Origin of the sequence: Streptomyces sp. Ag109_G2-15 (genome assembly GCF_900215565.1) — a bacterium.
GTDB classification, from domain to species: Bacteria; Actinomycetota; Actinomycetes; order Streptomycetales; family Streptomycetaceae; genus Streptomyces; species Streptomyces diastatochromogenes.
In genome coordinates this window covers 606,186-622,019 of the sequence record NZ_OCNI01000001.1, presented here as the reverse complement: position 1 = coordinate 622,019, position 15,834 = coordinate 606,186, and the positions used below count along the sequence as shown (strand labels likewise).

General features: G+C 70.6%; 14 protein-coding genes. 11 read left to right on the top strand and 3 right to left on the bottom strand.

Annotated features, from left to right (window positions below; genetic code table 11):
* Positions 1-108: 108 nt before the first annotated feature.
* The 9 genes from CRP49_RS02520 to CRP49_RS02480 all read left to right on the top strand — a co-directional run bounded on the left by CRP49_RS02520 (position 109) and on the right by CRP49_RS02480 (position 8,826).
* Positions 109-693 carry a PaaI family thioesterase gene (locus CRP49_RS02520; protein WP_097251970.1) on the top strand — a complete coding sequence of 195 codons (585 nt, stop codon included), beginning with the start codon at positions 109-111 and terminating at the stop codon, positions 691-693.
* Between the two features lie 23 nt (positions 694-716).
* A complete protein-coding gene (dut, locus tag CRP49_RS02515) occupies positions 717-1,268 on the top strand; it encodes a dUTP diphosphatase (RefSeq protein ID WP_097257156.1) in 552 nt (183 codons plus the stop codon).
* A gap of 1 nt (position 1,269) precedes the next feature.
* Positions 1,270-2,031, top strand: a complete 762-nt coding sequence (locus CRP49_RS02510) for a DUF3710 domain-containing protein (RefSeq protein WP_097251969.1) — start codon at positions 1,270-1,272, stop codon at positions 2,029-2,031.
* 157 nt (positions 2,032-2,188) lie between these two features.
* Positions 2,189-3,358, top strand: a complete 1,170-nt coding sequence (locus CRP49_RS02505) for an alginate lyase family protein (RefSeq protein WP_097251968.1) — start codon at positions 2,189-2,191, stop codon at positions 3,356-3,358.
* Positions 3,359-3,437: 79 nt separating this feature from the next.
* The gene (locus CRP49_RS02500; RefSeq protein WP_097251967.1) at positions 3,438-4,130 is read left to right on the top strand and encodes an ABC transporter ATP-binding protein; all 693 of its coding nucleotides are present in this window, start codon (positions 3,438-3,440) and stop codon (positions 4,128-4,130) included.
* Positions 4,131-4,254: 124 nt separating this feature from the next.
* Positions 4,255-6,813, top strand: a complete 2,559-nt coding sequence (locus CRP49_RS02495; RefSeq protein ID WP_097251966.1) for a sensor histidine kinase KdpD — start codon at positions 4,255-4,257, stop codon at positions 6,811-6,813.
* Positions 6,807-7,526 (top strand): response regulator, encoded by a 720-nt coding sequence (locus CRP49_RS02490; protein ID WP_097251965.1) that lies wholly within the window; start codon positions 6,807-6,809, stop codon positions 7,524-7,526. Before CRP49_RS02495 ends, CRP49_RS02490 begins: the two co-directional genes overlap by 7 nt.
* 130 nt (positions 7,527-7,656) lie before the next feature.
* Positions 7,657-8,055 (top strand): OB-fold nucleic acid binding domain-containing protein, encoded by a 399-nt coding sequence (locus tag CRP49_RS02485; RefSeq protein ID WP_094216389.1) that lies wholly within the window; start codon positions 7,657-7,659, stop codon positions 8,053-8,055.
* A gap of 3 nt (positions 8,056-8,058) precedes the next feature.
* Complete coding sequence (locus CRP49_RS02480; RefSeq protein WP_097251964.1) at positions 8,059-8,826, top strand: DUF3159 domain-containing protein; 768 nt, start codon at positions 8,059-8,061, stop codon at positions 8,824-8,826.
* A gap of 60 nt (positions 8,827-8,886) precedes the next feature.
* On the opposite strand, the gene CRP49_RS02475 is transcribed toward CRP49_RS02480, so the two are convergent.
* Together CRP49_RS02475 and CRP49_RS02470 are read right to left on the bottom strand one after the other, a co-directional pair.
* Complete coding sequence (locus CRP49_RS02475) at positions 8,887-9,555, bottom strand: TrkA family potassium uptake protein (RefSeq protein ID WP_097251963.1); 669 nt, start codon at positions 9,553-9,555, stop codon at positions 8,887-8,889.
* Positions 9,555-10,226, bottom strand: coding sequence for a TrkA family potassium uptake protein (locus CRP49_RS02470; RefSeq protein ID WP_014675526.1), 672 nt, complete (start codon positions 10,224-10,226; stop codon positions 9,555-9,557). Before CRP49_RS02470 ends, CRP49_RS02475 begins: the two co-directional genes overlap by 1 nt.
* Positions 10,227-10,662: 436 nt before the next feature.
* Between CRP49_RS02470 and CRP49_RS02465 the strand changes: the two genes are divergently transcribed.
* Positions 10,663-12,711 carry an APC family permease gene (locus CRP49_RS02465; RefSeq protein WP_097251962.1) on the top strand — a complete coding sequence of 683 codons (2,049 nt, stop codon included), beginning with the start codon at positions 10,663-10,665 and terminating at the stop codon, positions 12,709-12,711.
* 186 nt (positions 12,712-12,897) lie between these two features.
* Complete coding sequence (locus CRP49_RS02460) at positions 12,898-14,226, top strand: class I SAM-dependent RNA methyltransferase (RefSeq protein WP_097251961.1); 1,329 nt, start codon at positions 12,898-12,900, stop codon at positions 14,224-14,226.
* A 290-nt stretch (positions 14,227-14,516) separates the two neighbouring features.
* Here CRP49_RS02460 and CRP49_RS02455 read toward each other — a convergent pair whose 3' ends face one another.
* On the bottom strand, positions 14,517-15,818 hold the full coding sequence (locus CRP49_RS02455; RefSeq protein ID WP_097251960.1) for an RICIN domain-containing protein: 1,302 nt from the start codon (positions 15,816-15,818) through the stop codon (positions 14,517-14,519).
* Between the last annotated feature and the right edge of the window lie 16 nt (positions 15,819-15,834).

Below are 15,834 nucleotides of genomic sequence, written 5' to 3'. Positions count from 1 at the left end.
CCAAGCTTGGCACGGTATCCGGATATCGCCGGAGTCGGGGCAGTCAGCGCGAAGCGCTGTCGGGTAGGGCGGTGGTGGGTGACGGGCGGGCGGGTAAGGTCTGCGGCTGTGAGTGGTAGTTCCGCAGCTCTTCAGCCCCCCGCCGACGCGGTGAAACCGGTACGGCACCCCGACGCTCCCGCACCCGGCGAGCTTCTCGGTGCCCACTACGAACACTGTTTCGGTTGCGGTCCCGCGCAGCCGCACGGTCTGCACCTGGAGGCGCGCGCCGGTGCGGGTGTCTCGCTGACCGCCGAGTTCACCGTCCAGGCCGCCCACCAGGGCGCCCCGGGCCTCGCGCACGGCGGAGTGCTGGCCAGCGCCCTCGACGAGACCCTCGGCTCGCTGAACTGGCTGCTGCGGACGATCGCCGTCACCGGCCGGCTGGAGACCGACTTCGTGCGGCCGGTCCCGGTGGGCACCGCGCTGCACCTGGAGGCGGAGGTCACCGCCGTGGCCGGGCGGAAGATCTACTCCACCGCCACCGGCCGGATCGGCGGCCCAGAGGGGCCCGTCGCCGTCCGCGCGGACGCCCTCTTCATCGAGGTGAAGGTCGACCACTTCATCGACCACGGCCGCGAGGAGGAGATCCAGGCCGCCATGAGCGACCCGGACCAGATCCGCCGGGCCCGCGCCTTCGAGGTGAACCCGTGACCTTCGAGCACTCCCTCGCCCCGCTGCGCCGCGACCCCCTGAACGTGCTGATCCGCCGCGTCGACCCGGACGTACCGCTTCCGGCGTACGAACACCCCGGGGACGCCGGAGCCGATCTGCGCACCACCGAGGCCTGCGAACTGAAGCCCGGTGAGCGGGCCGTGCTGCCCACGGGTGTGTCGATCGCCCTCCCGGAGGGGTACGCGGCCTTCGTGCACCCGCGTTCGGGCCTCGCCGCACGCTGCGGTGTCGCCCTCGTGAATGCCCCGGGGACGGTTGATGCCGGGTACCGTGGGGAGATCAAGGTGATCGTGGTGAATCTCGACCCGCGCGAGGCCGTGCGGTTCGAGCGCTTCGACCGGATTGCCCAACTGGTCGTCCAGCAGGTCGAGAAGGTCCGCTTCCAGGAGGTGGCGGAACTTCCCGGCTCGGCGCGGGCCGAAGGGGGCTTCGGGTCCACCGGTGGCCACGCCTCGGTGGGCGGCGAGAGCGGCACAAGCGGTCCGGCCGCCGTGAGCGGCGGGACGGGTGGGAATCGATACGCTTCGGTCGTATCCGACCGGGAAGGACAGTGACGTGTTCGGACGTCGCAAGAAGAAGGGTGCCGCCGAGGACGCGGCCGGCGAGGCCGAGCAGGTCGTCGACAGCGTCGACACCGAGGCGGACGAGAAAGAGGCCGAGCGCGAGCGCGTTCGGCTGGAGCCCGAGCCCCGGCCCGACGGGCCGTGGGACAGCACCGAGGTGCGCGAGCCGGGCGAGGGCCGCGTGGACCTCGGCGGTCTTCTGGTGCCGGGCGTCGACGGCATGGAACTGCGGGTCGAGGTCGCCGGTGACGCGATCGTCGCGGCGACCGTCGTGCTGCGCGACAGCGCCATTCAGCTGCAGGGCTTCGCCGCGCCCAAGCGAGAGGGCATCTGGGGCGAGGTCCGCGAGGAGATCGCGGGCGGCATCACGCAGCAGGGCGGCATCGTCGACGAGGTCGAGGGTCCGCTGGGCTGGGAGCTGCGCGCCCAGGTGCCGGTGCAGCTGCCGGACGGCACCGGTGGCTTCCAGGTCGTGCGGTTCGTCGGCGTCGACGGCCCGCGCTGGTTCCTGCGCGGTGTGATCTCCGGCCAGGCCGCCGTGCAGCCGCAGGCCGCCGGCCTGCTGGAGCAGATCTTCCGGGACACCGTCGTGGTCCGCGGTGAGGGCCCGATGGCGCCCCGCGACCCGATCGTCCTCAAGCTGCCGAACGACGCTCAGATGGTTCCCGAGGGCGTCCAGCAGGAGGAGGGCTCGCGCTTCTCCGGTGGCATGGGCCAGCTGCAGCGCGGACCGGAGATCACCGAGGTTCGCTGACAACGCGACGACGAAGGGCCGTACCTCACGGGGTGCGGCCCTTTCGCATGCGCGCATGCGGGACCCCTTGACGGCGGATTGGTCTGTACCTACGGTCTCGGCTCAACGCCTGCGTTCACAAAGGCGCTCCACGTTCGCATACAAGAACGGAGTCGCTATGCGCCGTACTGGCCTGCTCGCCGCCCTGGCCGCCCTGCTGCTGGGCGCCCTCACGGCACCCGCCGCCCACTCCGCCCCCACCGCCTTCGTCCACCCCGGAGTCACCGTCTCCCAGGGCCAGCTGGACTTCGCCCGCGGCAAGGTGCTGGCCGGCGCCCAGCCCTGGAAGGGCGCCTACGACCAGATGATGGCGAGCCCGTACGCCGACCTGAACCGCACACCCAAGCCGCGGGCCACCGTGGAGTGCGGCTCCTACTCCAACCCCAACTACGGCTGCACCGACGAGCGCGAGGACGCGATAGCCGCCTACACCGACGCGCTCGCCTGGTACGTCACCCGCGACCCGCGCTACGCCCAGAAGGCCATCCAGATCATGGACGCCTGGTCGGCCACCATCACCAGCCACACCAACAGCAACGCGCCCCTGCAGACCGGCTGGGCGGGCTCCTCCTGGCCCAAGGCCGCCGAGATCATCAAGTACACGTACACGGGAAGCTGGGCCAATTCCGGCCGCTTCGCGACCATGCTCCGCAACGTCTATCTGCCGGTCGTCATCAAGGGCTCCAACTCCAACGGCAACTGGGAACTGTCGATGACGGAGGCGGCCGTCGGCATCTCCGTCTTCCTCGACGACAAGGCGTCGTACGACACCGCCATGGCCAGGTTCCGCACCCGTGCGGCCGCCTACGTCTACCTCGCCTCCGACGGCGACCTGCCGAAGACCGTGCCCAGCCAGAACCTGGACACCCGCGACAAGATCGTCTCCTACTGGCAGGGCCAGTCCACCTTCGTCACCGGGCTCACCCAGGAGACCTGCCGGGACTTCGTGCACACTGGGTACGGCATCTCCGCGATCTCGCACGTCGCCGAGACCAGCCGGATCCAGGGCCAGGACCTGTACGGCACCGACGTCGGCGAGCGGCTGCGACAGGCACTCGGCTTCCAGGCCAAGTACCAGCTCGGCGCGGCCGTTCCCAGCTGGCTGTGCGGAGGCTCCCTCACGCTCGGGCTCGGCCCGGTCACCGAGGTCGGCTACAACGCCCTGCACAACCGCCTCGGCATCGCCATGACCAACACCCAGACCCTGACCCAGAACAACCGCCCGGCCGGCAGCAACAACCTCTTCGTCGCCTGGGAGACCCTCACCCACGGCGACAACCCGAACTGAACCGTTGAACGGCCGGGCGTCCCGCGGCGATACTGACGCCCGGCCCACGGGGGACACGGGGACACACGGGGGAGGCGGAATGAGTCAGGTGCTCACCGAGACCATGGTGCGCGTCGAGGACATCCACAAGTCGTACGGGCGCGGCGCCGCCGCCGTCCACGCCCTGCGCGGGGTCTCCTTCGAGGTCCCGCGCGGCGAACTCGTCGCCCTCAAGGGGCGCTCGGGCTCCGGCAAGACCACCCTGCTGAACATCGTCGGCGGACTCGACACCCCCGACCGGGGGCGGGTCGAGGTCGGCGGACAGGACCTGGCCGGGCTCGGCGAGACCGGACTGCTGGAGCTGCGCCGGGACCGGATCGGCTTCGTCTTCCAGTCCTTCGGGCTGATCCCGATCCTCACCGCCGCCGAGAACGTCGGCGTACCGCTGCGGCTGCGCCGGGCCGACCCGCGCGAGCGCGAGGACCGCGTCGAGCTGCTGCTCTCCCTCGTCGGGCTCGCCGACCACGCGGCCCAGCGGCCGGGCGAGCTGTCCGGCGGCCAGCAGCAGCGGGTCGCCATCGCCCGCGCCCTCGCCAACCGCCCCGCCCTGCTCATCGCCGACGAGCCCACCGGCCAGCTGGACGCCGAGACCGGCCACGCCGTCATGGAGCTGCTACGGGCGGTCGTCCGCAGCGAGCGGGCCACCGCGCTGGTCGCCACGCACGACGCGACCCTGCTCGACCTGGCCGACCGGGTGCTGGAGCTGCGCGACGGGGAGATCGTGCAGCACTGAGGCCGTCCGGCCGTCAGAGTTGCGTCAAAGACCCCCGTTGACCGGGCCATCGTCCGCTTTGTCCGCATCGCTGGCCGTAAGGTCGACGCTGCGTACGCAACAGTCACCGGAAGACAATGGGGCCATGGCACGCGGCAAGCTTCGGATCTACCTCGGCGCGGCACCGGGCGTCGGCAAGACCTACGCCATGCTGTCCGAGGCGCACCGCCGGGTGGAGCGGGGCACCGACTGCGTCGTCGCCTACGTCGAGCACTACGGCCGGCCGCGCACCGAGGTGATGCTGCACGGCCTGGAGCAGATACCGCGCCGGGAGCTGCAGTACCGGGGCGCCACCTTCGGCGAGATGGACGTCGACGCGGTGCTGCGCCGCACCCCCGCCGTCGCCCTCGTGGACGAACTCGCCCACACCAATGTCCCGGGCTCCCGCAACGCCAAGCGCTGGCAGGACGTCGAGGAGCTGCTGGCGGCCGGGATCGACGTGATCTCGACCGTCAACATCCAGCACCTGGAGTCGCTGGGTGACGTCGTGGAGTCGATCACCGGGGTGCGGCAGCGGGAGACGGTGCCCGACGAGGTCGTGCGGCGGGCCGACCAGATCGAGCTGGTCGACATGTCACCGGAGGCGCTGCGCCGCCGTATGGCGCACGGCAACATCTACAAGCCGGACAAGGTCGACGCGGCCCTGTCGAACTACTTCCGGCCCGGCAACCTGACCGCCCTGCGCGAACTGGCGCTGCTGTGGGTGGCCGACCGGGTCGACGAGTACCTGAACGAGTACCGCACCGAGCACCAGGTGTCGACGATCTGGGGTTCGCGCGAGCGGATCGTGGTCGGTCTGACCGGCGGCCCCGAGGGACGCACCCTGATCCGGCGCGCCGCGCGGCTCGCCGAGAAGGGCGCCGGCGGCGAGGTGATGGCGGTCTACATAGCCCGCAGTGACGGGCTGACCTCGGCCTCCCCGAAGGAGCTGGCCGTCCAGCGCACCCTCGTGGAGGACCTCGGCGGCACCTTCCACCATGTGGTCGGCGACGACATACCGGCCGCGCTGCTGGACTTCGCGCGCGGTGTCAACGCCACCCAGATCGTGCTCGGCTCCTCGCGCCGCAAGGCCTGGCAGTACGTCTTCGGGCCCGGTGTCGGCGCCACGGTCGCCCGGGAGTCCGGCCCCGACCTCGACGTGCACATCGTCACCCACGAGGAGGTCGCCAAGGGCCGCGGACTGCCCGTGGCCCGGGGCGCGCGGCTCGGCCGGGCCCGGATCATCTGGGGCTGGCTGGTGGGTCTGGCCGGCCCGGCGATCCTCGCGGTGCTGCTGAACACCGTCGACCTCGGCCTCGCCAACGACATGCTGCTGTTCCTGGCCGTCACCGTCGCCGCGGCCCTGGTCGGCGGTCTGCTGCCCGCCCTGGCCTCGGCGGCCTTCGGCTCCCTGCTGCTGAACTACTTCTACACCCCGCCCCTGCACCGGCTGACCATCGCCGACCCCAGGAACATCGTCGCCATCGCGATCTTCTTCGGGGTCGCGGTGTCGGTCGCGTCGGTGGTGGATCTGGCGGCTCGCCGCACCCATCAGGCGGCCCGGCTGCGCGCCGAGTCCGAGATCCTCTCCTTCCTCGCCGGCAACGTGCTGCGTGGCGAGACCGGCCTGGAGGAGCTGCTGGAGCGGGTCCGGGAGACCTTCGCCATGGAGTCGGCCGCCCTGCTGGAACGGGCGAGCGACGTCGAGCCGTGGACCTGCGCGGGCCGCGCAGGATTCGGGCCGTCCCTGGAGCGGCCCGAGGACGCCGACGTCGACATGCCGATAGGCGACCACATGGCACTCGCGCTGACCGGCCGGGTGCTGCCCGCCGAGGACCGCCGGGTGCTCGCCGCCTTCGCCGCGCAGGCCGCCGTCGTACTGGACCGCAGGCGCCTCCAGGAGGAGGCCGACCAGGCCCGGACGCTCGCCGAGGGCAACCGCATCCGCACCGCCCTGCTGGCCGCCGTCAGCCACGACCTGCGCACCCCGCTCGCCGCGATCAAGGCCGCCGTCTCCTCGCTGCGCTCCGACGACGTGGCCTGGTCCGAGGAGGACCAGGCGGAGCTGCTGGAGGGCATCGAGGAGGGCGCCGACCGGCTCGACCACCTCGTGGGCAACCTGCTCGACATGTCCCGGCTGCAGACCGGCACCGTCACCCCGCTCATCCGCGAGATCGACGTGGACGAGGTGGTCCCGATGGCCCTGGGCGGCGTGCCCGAGGACAGCGTCGACCTGGACGTCCCCGAGACGCTGCCCATGGTCGCCGTCGACCCCGGCCTGCTGGAGCGGTCGGTGGCCAACCTGGTGGAGAACGCGGTCAAGTACAGCCCGCCCGGACAGCGCGTCCTGGTGTCCGCCAGCGCCTTGGTCGACCGTGTCGAGGTGCGCGTCGTGGACCGCGGGCCCGGGGTCCCGGACGAGGCGAAGGATCGTATCTTCGAGCCCTTCCAGCGGTACGGCGACGCCCCGCGCGGCGCCGGGGTCGGCCTCGGCCTCGCGGTCGCCCGCGGCTTCGCCGAGGCCATCGGCGGCACCCTGAACGCCGAGGACACGCCGGGCGGCGGGCTCACCATGGTGCTCAGCCTCCGCGCGGCAGGATCGCGTCCCGAGCCCCTCCCCCTCGGGAAGGCCGGCACAGAACAAGAAAGGCAGACCCTATGGTGAGCACCACTGGGGGGACCCCCCAGACCTCCACGAGGGTGCTCGTGGTCGACGACGAGCCGCAGATCGTGCGGGCCCTCGTGATCAACCTCAAGGCGCGCAAGTACGAGGTGGACGCGGCCGCCGACGGCAGGACCGCCCTCGAACTCGCCGCCTCCCGCCACCCCGACGTGGTCGTCCTCGACCTGGGCCTGCCGGACATGGACGGCGTCGAGGTGATCAAGGGGCTGCGCGGCTGGACCCGGGTGCCGATCCTGGTGCTGTCCGCCCGTCACTCCTCCGACGAGAAGGTCGAGGCGCTGGACGCGGGCGCCGACGACTACGTCACCAAGCCCTTCGGCATGGACGAGCTGCTGGCCCGGCTGCGGGCCGCGGTACGCCGGGCCGAGCCGGTCGGGCCGGGCGAGGACGACGTGACGACCGTGGAGACCGAGGGCTTCACCGTCGACCTGGCCGCCAAGAAGGTCAACCGCTCCGGCAAGGACGTCCGGCTCACCCCGACCGAGTGGCACCTGCTGGAGGTGCTGGTCCGCAACACCGGCCGCCTGGTCGGCCAGAAGCAGCTGCTGCAGGAGGTGTGGGGGCCGTCGTACGGGACGGAGACCAACTACCTGCGGGTGTACATGGCCCAGCTGCGGCGGAAGCTCGAGGCGGATCCGTCGCACCCGAAGCACTTCATCACGGAGCCGGGGATGGGGTACCGGTTCGAGAAGTGAGCTGCGGGGCGGCCGGGGGTCCGGGGGTTGCCCCCCGGGGGATGCAGCATCACGGAGCCGGGGATGGGGTACCGGTTCGAGAAGTGAGCTGCGCTACGGCGCCGTCGGTGGGCCCCGGTACGCTTCAGATATGACTGCTGTTCCTCGTTCCGAAAAGCCGGCCGGCCGGTTCCGGCGCATGCTCGACCGGCTCTCCACCTCGCAGGAGGACCTGGAGTCCGAGGAGCTGCGGGAAGACGCCGAGACCGCGGGGTGTACCCGGATCGGTGACTGCCTGGACCGGCAGATCGTCACCGTAACTGGTACCTTGCGCACGGTCACCCTGCGCCCGCGCGCCGGAGTGCCGGCCCTGGAGGCCGAGCTGTTCGACGGCTCGGCAGCGCTGGACGTGGTGTGGCTCGGCAGGCGCTCCATCGTGGGCATAGAACCGGGGCGCAAGCTGATCGCATCGGGCCGGATCTCCATGAGCCGGGGCCGCCGGGTGCTGTTCAATCCGAAATACGAACTGCGACCCCTCGGACGGGAGTAGCCGGTGACGTCCCTCGACAAGCCGACCGAAGACACCGAAAAGACCCAGTCGGACGACGCCCGCGCGGTCACCGAGGCCGCGCTGTTCGAGGCGTTCGGCGGTGTCCGAGGCATGGTCGAGACGGTCCTGCCCGGCCTTCTCTTCGTCGCGATCTTCACGGTCAACAAGGACCTGCACATCTCGGCGATCGCCGCGCTGGCCGTGTCCCTGGTGCTGGTCGTGGTCCGGCTGGTCCGCAAGGACACCGTCAAGCACGCGTTCAGCGGTGTCTTCGGTGTGGCCTTCGGCGTCCTGTTCGCGATGTTCACGGGCAACGCCAAGGACTTCTACCTCCCCGGCATGCTCTACACGCTGGGCATGGCGCTGGCCTACATCATCACGACCCTCGCCGGTGTCCCCCTGATCGGTCTCATCCTCGGCCCGATCTTCAAGGAGAACCTCTCCTGGCGCACCCGTAACCCGGGCCGCAAGAAGGCCTACGCGAAGGCCAGTTGGGCCTGGGGTCTGATCCTGCTCGCCAAGTGCGCGATCCTCTTCCCGCTGTACTGGTGGGCCAACACCGCCCAGCTCGGCTGGGTGCTGGTCGCCCTGAAGATCCCGCCGTTCCTGCTGGCGGTCTGGCTCACCTGGGTCTTCCTGGCGAAGGCGCCCGCGCCGATCGACGTGTTCGCGGAGATGGAGGCGGAGGAGAAGGCCGAGCAGGAACGCAAGGCCGCGCCGGCCACCGAGGGCGGCGAGCCCACGGGTGGACGGCACCGCCGGGACGCGTAGCCGGTCGTCGTACGACGAAAAAGGGCGCCCTTGGCATCAAGGGCGCCCTTCCTCGTGGGTTCAGCTCTCGCGTCGCACCGACAGCAGGTCCTCCAGCTGCTCCTCCCGGGCCTGCGCGGCCACGAAGAGGAGTTCGTCGCCCGGCTCCAGGGAGTCCTCCTTGGACGGGGTCAGAACGCGGGTGCCGCGGATGATCGTGACCAGCGTGGTGTCCTGCGGCCACTCCACGTCGCCGACCTGGGTGCCGGCCAGGGCCGACTCCTCCGGAAGGGTCAGCTCGACGAGGTTGGCGTCGCCGTGGCTGAAGCGGAGCAGGCGGACCAGGTCGCCGACGCTCACCGCCTCCTCGACCAGGGCGGACATCAGACGCGGCGTGGACACGGCCACGTCGACGCCCCAGGACTCGTTGAACAGCCACTCGTTCTTGGGGTTGTTCACCCGGGCGACGACGCGCGGAACGCCGTACTCCGTCTTCGCGAGCAGCGAGACGACCAGGTTGACCTTGTCGTCGCCGGTCGCGGCGATCACCACGTTGCAGCGCTGCAGCGCCGCCTCGTCCAGGGACGTGATCTCACAGGCGTCGGCCAGCAGCCACTCCGCCTGCGGCACCCGCTCCACCGAGATGGCGGTCGGGGCCTTGTCGATGAGCAGGACCTCGTGGCCGTTCTCCAGCAGCTCGCCCGCGATCGAGCGGCCGACGGCGCCGGCTCCGGCAATGGCGACCCTCATCAGTGACCGCCCTCCTCTTCCGGGCCTCCGGCGAACGCCGCCTCGACCTTGTCGACGTCGTCCGTCCGCATCATCACATGAACGAGGTCGCCCTCCTGCAGCACCGTCTGCGAGGTGGGCAGGATGGCCTCGCCCAGCCGGGTCAGGAACGCCACGCGGACGCCCGTCTCCTCCTGCAGCTTGCTGATCTTGTGGCCGACCCACTTCGGTGAGGCGTGCACCTCGGCGAGCTGGACGCCGCCGGTGGGGTCGCGCCACAGCGGCTCGGCGCCCGAGGGGAGCAGGCGGCGCAGCATCTGGTCGGCCGTCCAGCGGACCGTGGCCACGGTGGGGATGCCCAGGCGCTGGTAGACCTCGGCACGGCGGGGGTCGTAGATACGGGCGGCCACGTTCTCCACGCCGAACATCTCGCGGGCCACGCGCGCGGAGATGATGTTGGAGTTGTCGCCGCTGGAGACGGCGGCGAAGGCGCCGGCCTCCTCGATGCCCGCCTCGCGCAGGGTGTCCTGGTCGAAACCGACCCCGGTGACCCGGCGGCCACCGAACCCGGGGCCCAGCCGGCGGAAGGCGGTGGGGTCCTGGTCGATCACGGCGACCGTGTGTCCCTGTTGCTCCAGGGTCTGGGCAAGAGCGGAACCCACTCTTCCGCAGCCCATGATGACGATGTGCACGACCGTCCTTCCGGTGTCCAAAAGTTACTGCTCAGCATCAGGGTCTCAGACCGACGCCCAAAGCTACACACGAGTGGTTGGGGGCGGGCACCCCTGTGCCAGGGTTTCCCGCGATCACCTGCTGTGATCGCCCGGTGGCGATCACGGGCCACCGCTCACCGGCGCGTGCCCGACGGCGCCGACCGGCGAGTGATGCTGCGCACGCTGAACAGGGTCAGGATTCCGAGGCCGACCAGGGCGACCGTGGCCCCGATCAGCTCTGCGGGCGCGGGCATGGGACCTCCGAGGTGCGATGACTGGCGGGGTCTGCCATCTAGACACGGAGGGCGCGCGGACCACGGAATCCGCAGTTCCGTGCGCCCGCGATTTCACTCATGAGGCAGAACCGGGATGCCGGGTGGGCGGCTGCCAGTTCGAAGGCCTACCATCCTCTGTCGTGTCCAAACTGACCGACGTGCCCAAACGGATCCTGATCGGGCGCGCACTGCGCAGTGACCGGCTGGGCGAAACGCTCCTGCCGAAGCGCATCGCACTCCCCGTCTTCGCCTCCGACCCGCTGTCCTCCGTCGCCTACGCGCCGGGGGAGGTCCTGCTGGTCCTGTCCATCGCGGGCGTGTCGGCCTACCACTTCAGCCCCTGGATCGCGGTCGCGGTCGTCGTGCTGATGTTCACGGTCGTCGCCTCCTACCGGCAGAACGTCCACGCCTACCCGAGCGGCGGCGGCGACTACGAGGTCGCCACCACCAACCTCGGCCCCAAGGCCGGCCTCACCGTCGCGAGCGCGCTCCTCGTCGACTACGTCCTGACCGTCGCCGTCTCCATCGCCTCCGGCATCGAGAACCTCGGCTCCGCGATCCCCTTCGTGGTGCAGCACAAGGTGCTCTGCGCCATCGCGGTGATCGTCCTGCTGACGCTGATGAACCTGCGGGGCGTGAAGGAGTCGGGCAAGCTCTTCGCGATCCCGACGTACGTGTTCGTCGGCGGCGTCTTCATCATGATCGCGTGGGGCGCGTTCCGGGGCCTGGTCCTCGGCGACACTATGAAGGCGCCCACCGCCGACTACCACATCAAGGCCGAACACCAGGGCCTCGCGGGCTTCGCCCTGGTCTTCCTGCTGCTGCGCGCCTTCTCCTCCGGCTGTGCCGCGCTCACCGGCGTGGAGGCCATCTCCAACGGCGTCCCGGCCTTCCGCAAGCCCAAGTCCAAGAACGCGGCGACCACTCTGGCGGCCATGGGCCTGCTGGCCGTGACCATGTTCTGCGGCATCATCGCCCTCGCCATGGTGACCAAGGTCCGCATGGCCGAGAACCCGGCCACCGACCTGATCCACAACGGCATCGCGCTCGGCTCCGGCTACGTCCAGAACCCGGTGATCTCCCAGGTCGCCGAGGCGGTGTTCGGCAAGGGCAGCTTCCTGTTCATCGTGCTCGCCGCGGCCACCGCCCTGGTGCTGTTCCTGGCCGCGAACACGGCGTACAACGGCTTCCCGCTGCTCGGCTCGATCCTCGCCCAGGACCGCTACCTGCCGCGCCAGCTGCACACCCGCGGCGACCGCCTCGCCTTCTCCAACGGCATCGTGCTGCTCGCCGGCACGGCGGCCCTGCTGACGGTCATCTACGGCGCCGACTCCACCCGCCTGATCCAGCTGTACATCGTCGGCGTGTTCGTGTCCTTCACGCTCAGCCAGACCGGCATGGTCAAGCACTGGAACCGCCACCTGGCGACGGAGCGGGACCCGGCCAAGCGCCGACACATGGTCCGCTCCCGCGCGATCAACGCGTTCGGCGCCTTCTTCACCGGCCTGGTGCTGGTCGTCGTCCTCGTCACGAAGTTCACGCACGGCGCCTGGGTGGCCCTGCTCGGCATGTGCATCTTCTACGCGACGATGACCGCGATCCGGAAGCACTACGACCGGGTCGCCGACGAGATCGCGGCCCCCGAGGGCCCGACCGACGACAGCGTCCGCCCCTCCCGCGTCCACTCGGTCGTCCTCATCTCCAAGATCCACCGCCCCACCCTGCGCGCCATGGCCTACGCCAAGCTGATGCGCTCGGACACCCTGGAGGCGCTCACCGTCAACGTCGACCCGGCGGAGACCAAGGTGCTGCAGGAGGAGTGGGAGCGGCGCGGCATCGACGTACCGCTGAAGGTCCTCGACTCGCCGTACCGCGAGATCACGCGGCCGATCATCGAGTACGTCAAGGGCCTGCGCAAGGAGTCCCCGCGCGACGCGGTCTCCGTGATCATCCCCGAGTACGTGGTCGGCCACTGGTACGAGCACCTGCTGCACAACCAGAGCGCCCTGCGCCTGAAGGGCCGCCTGCTCTTCACCCCCGGCGTGATGGTGACCTCCGTCCCCTACCAGCTGGCCTCCTCCGAGGCGGCCAAGCTGCGCGCCCGCAAGCGGCAGGAGTGGAGCGCGCCGGGTGCGGTGCGGCGCGGTCCGGCGGGGGAGCGGCCCAAGGAGGCGGCGGTCAAGGACTGAGGCGTGCGGGGCTGAGGCGCCGAGGACTGCCTCGCGTAGGACCGAGGCGCCGAGGACTGAGCCGTCCGGCGAAGGCCGTAGACTGGTGGGCTGTTGTCAGCGCCACCGGTCTGCGGCCTCCCTCTTTCCCGCGGCCCAGTCCCTCCCCATCCCCGCAGTCCCCTCCCGATCTGGAGTCACCCCACCATGCAGGCAGAACCGACCAAGTCTCTGGTGGGCGAGGAGTACGAGGTCGAGATCGGCCCCGTCGCCCACGGCGGCCACTGCATCGCCCGTACCTCCGAGGGCCAGGTGCTGTTCGTCCGGCACGCGCTGCCCGGCGAGCGGGTGGTGGCCCGGGTGACCGAGGGCGAGGAGGGCGCACGCTTCCTGCGGGCGGACGCCGTCGAGATCCTGGACGCCTCCAAGGACCGCGTCGAGGCCCCCTGCCCCTTCGCCGGCCCCGGCCGCTGCGGCGGCTGCGACTGGCAGCACGCCAAGCCGGGCGCCCAGCGGCGGCTGAAGGGCGAGGTGATCGCCGAGCAGCTCCGACGGCTCGCGGGCCTCACCCCGGAGGAGGCGGGCTGGGACGGCACCGTCATGCCGGCCGAGGGCGACAAGCTCCCGGCGGGTCAGGTCCCGCAGTGGCGGACTCGGGTGCAGTACGCGGTGGACGCCGACGGCAACGCCGGACTGCGCCGCCACCGCTCGCACGAGGTCGAACCGATCGATCACTGCATGATCGCCGCGCCCGGTGTCAGCGAACTCGGCATCGAGGACCGGGACTGGGCCGGCATGGCGTCCGTCGAGGCGATCGCCGCGACGGGATCCCAGGACCGCATGGTGATCCTGGAGCCACGGCCCGGTGCCCGGCTGCCCCTCGTCGAGCTCGACAGGCCCGTCTCCGTCATGCGCGTCGACGAGAAGGACGGCGGCATCCACCGCGTCCACGGCCGCGCGTTCGTCCGTGAGCGCGCCGACGGCCGCACCTACCGCGTCGGCAGCGGCGGCTTCTGGCAGGTCCACCCGCAGTCGGCCGACACCCTGGTGAAGGCGGTCATGCAGGGCCTGCTGCCCCGCAAGGGCGAGACGGCGCTGGACCTCTACTGCGGCGTGGGCCTCTTCGCCGGCGCCCTCGCCGACCGCCTCGGCGAGAAGGGCGCGGTCCTCGGCATCGAGTCGGGCAAGCGGGCGGTCGAGGACGCCCGTCACAACCTGGCCGACTTCCCGCGCGTCCGCATCGAACAGGGCAAGGTCGAGTCGGTCCTCCCGCGCACCGGCATCACGGAGGTCGACCTCATCGTCCTCGACCCGCCCCGCGCCGGCGCCGGCCGCAAGACGGTCGAACACCTCTCCTCCCTCGGCGCCCGCCGCATCGCCTACGTCGCCTGCGATCCCGCTGCGCTGGCTCGGGATCTGGGGTACTTCCGGGACGGTGGGTATCGGGTGCGGATGCTCCGGGCGTTCGATCTGTTTCCGATGACGCATCATGTGGAGTGCGTGGCGATTCTGGAGCCCGCTGCAAAGGGCCTCTGACCTGCATGTCCTCCTGGATCGCCAAGGCGCGCCGGGAAGCCTCGACCTGTTTTTCCAAGTGCAAGACGTGAAGCGCGTGGTCTGCTGACGAACGCCGTTTGACCTGGCGTTCTAGTTGGCGTACCGGGACGGCGGTGCGGTCGTCCCTTCTCTCGGTACGTAGGGAGGCCGACCGCCTCGACGCTCAGTTGACGCTAGTTCTGATGGCTCGTCATGTGTGTTCGTTGCCTCCTCGGCGGCTCGCCTGTGGAGCCAGGATCATCCTGGCTCCACTCCACGGTGCGGGTGTGTCACTGGAACTGTGCGAAGAACCTCCAGATCTCTGCTTTGGTCCAGGTGGCAACGCCGCTTTCGCCGGAGGAGCCGTCGACCGGACCGGGTATGTGGCCTCCGTCGAACGCGGCCCATTGGACCGGGTATCCGGCACGGCAGCCGGAGTAGGTGGTGGTGATGTGCGTTCGGCTGCCCGGCGCGGGCTCGCGCGGGGTCTGGGGGGTGCAGCCGTTGTTCCTGACGAATCTGTCGCGCAGGGACCGTCCTTGCGCGATGTCGAGGACGGAGTCGCTGACGCCGTGGATTCCGAAGTAGGCGATGGGCTGGGTGCCGCCGCTGCACCCGCTGATCTGGGCGCCGGACATGACCGCGACGGCCCTGAAGACGTTCGCCCGGCTGCATGCGAGTGCGTAGCTCATACCGCCGCCCCAGCTGAATCCCGTGGCGAAACGCTGTGCCGGGTTGACACAGAGGCCGCCCTCGATTCGCCGGATCATGTCGTCGACGAAGGTGATGTCCTCACCGCCCGAGTTGGCCCAGCCGTTGCCGAGGCCCTGGGGGGCGACGAGGATCGCGCTGTTGTTCGACTGCTCCTGTTGGCCGTAGTAGGACCAGGCGTTGCCGCTCGTGCCGCCCGAGGCGACGTCGCCGGCGGTTCCGCCCCGCCAGTGGAACGCGAAGATCAGCCGGTAGGGGTGGCTGTTGTCGTAGTTGTCGGGAACCCTGAGGATGAAGCTGCGGCTCTTGCCGCCGCTCTGAATCGTGTGTGTACCGCTCGCCAGAGTCGGTGCGCTGCCGCATCCGCCGCCACCACCGGACGACAGCTTGATCATCTGCCATTGCTGGTTCGCGCCGCCCCAGTCGGTGTACTGGACGACGTTGCCGCCGTCGGCGGTGGAGGCGCCCTGCACCTCCACCGCCTTGCCGCTGTTGCGGTTGATCAGCCGGACGTGGCCCGCGTCGGAGTCGGCCAGGCGGAACTGCTGGTTGGCCCCGTTGTGGTCGGCCCACTGCTGGATCGCGGCACCGTCTGCGGTCGAGGCACCGGCCACGTCGAGAACCTTGCCCGAATGCCGGGCCTTGAGGCGGTAGAAGCCGTCGCCGGAGTCCACGAACTGCCACTGCTGGTTGGCTCCGTCGTTGCGCGTCCACTGGCTGACCCGCGCGCCGTCGGCGGTGGACGAGCCGGAGACGTCCAGCGCCTTGCCGCTGTTGCGGTTGACCAGGACGTACCAGGCACTGGTGTCCACCGTCGCCGCCTCGGCGGGCGCCGGATTCACCACGGCGAGCATGCCGATCGCGAGGGCGGCCGCCACCACGGCGGCGACCCGGGAC

Coding starts and splice junctions, on each gene's coding strand:
- CRP49_RS02505 (WP_097251968.1), top strand. CDS start 2,189: ATGCGCCGTACTGGCCTGCTCGCCGCCCTGGCCGCCCTGCTGCTGGGC.
- CRP49_RS02500 (WP_097251967.1), top strand. CDS start 3,438: ATGAGTCAGGTGCTCACCGAGACCATGGTGCGCGTCGAGGACATCCAC.
- CRP49_RS02495 (WP_097251966.1), top strand. CDS start 4,255: ATGGCACGCGGCAAGCTTCGGATCTACCTCGGCGCGGCACCGGGCGTC.
- CRP49_RS02490 (WP_097251965.1), top strand. CDS start 6,807: ATGGTGAGCACCACTGGGGGGACCCCCCAGACCTCCACGAGGGTGCTC.
- CRP49_RS02485 (WP_094216389.1), top strand. CDS start 7,657: ATGACTGCTGTTCCTCGTTCCGAAAAGCCGGCCGGCCGGTTCCGGCGC.
- CRP49_RS02475 (WP_097251963.1), bottom strand. CDS start 9,555: ATGAGGGTCGCCATTGCCGGAGCCGGCGCCGTCGGCCGCTCGATCGCG.
- CRP49_RS02460 (WP_097251961.1), top strand. CDS start 12,898: ATGCAGGCAGAACCGACCAAGTCTCTGGTGGGCGAGGAGTACGAGGTC.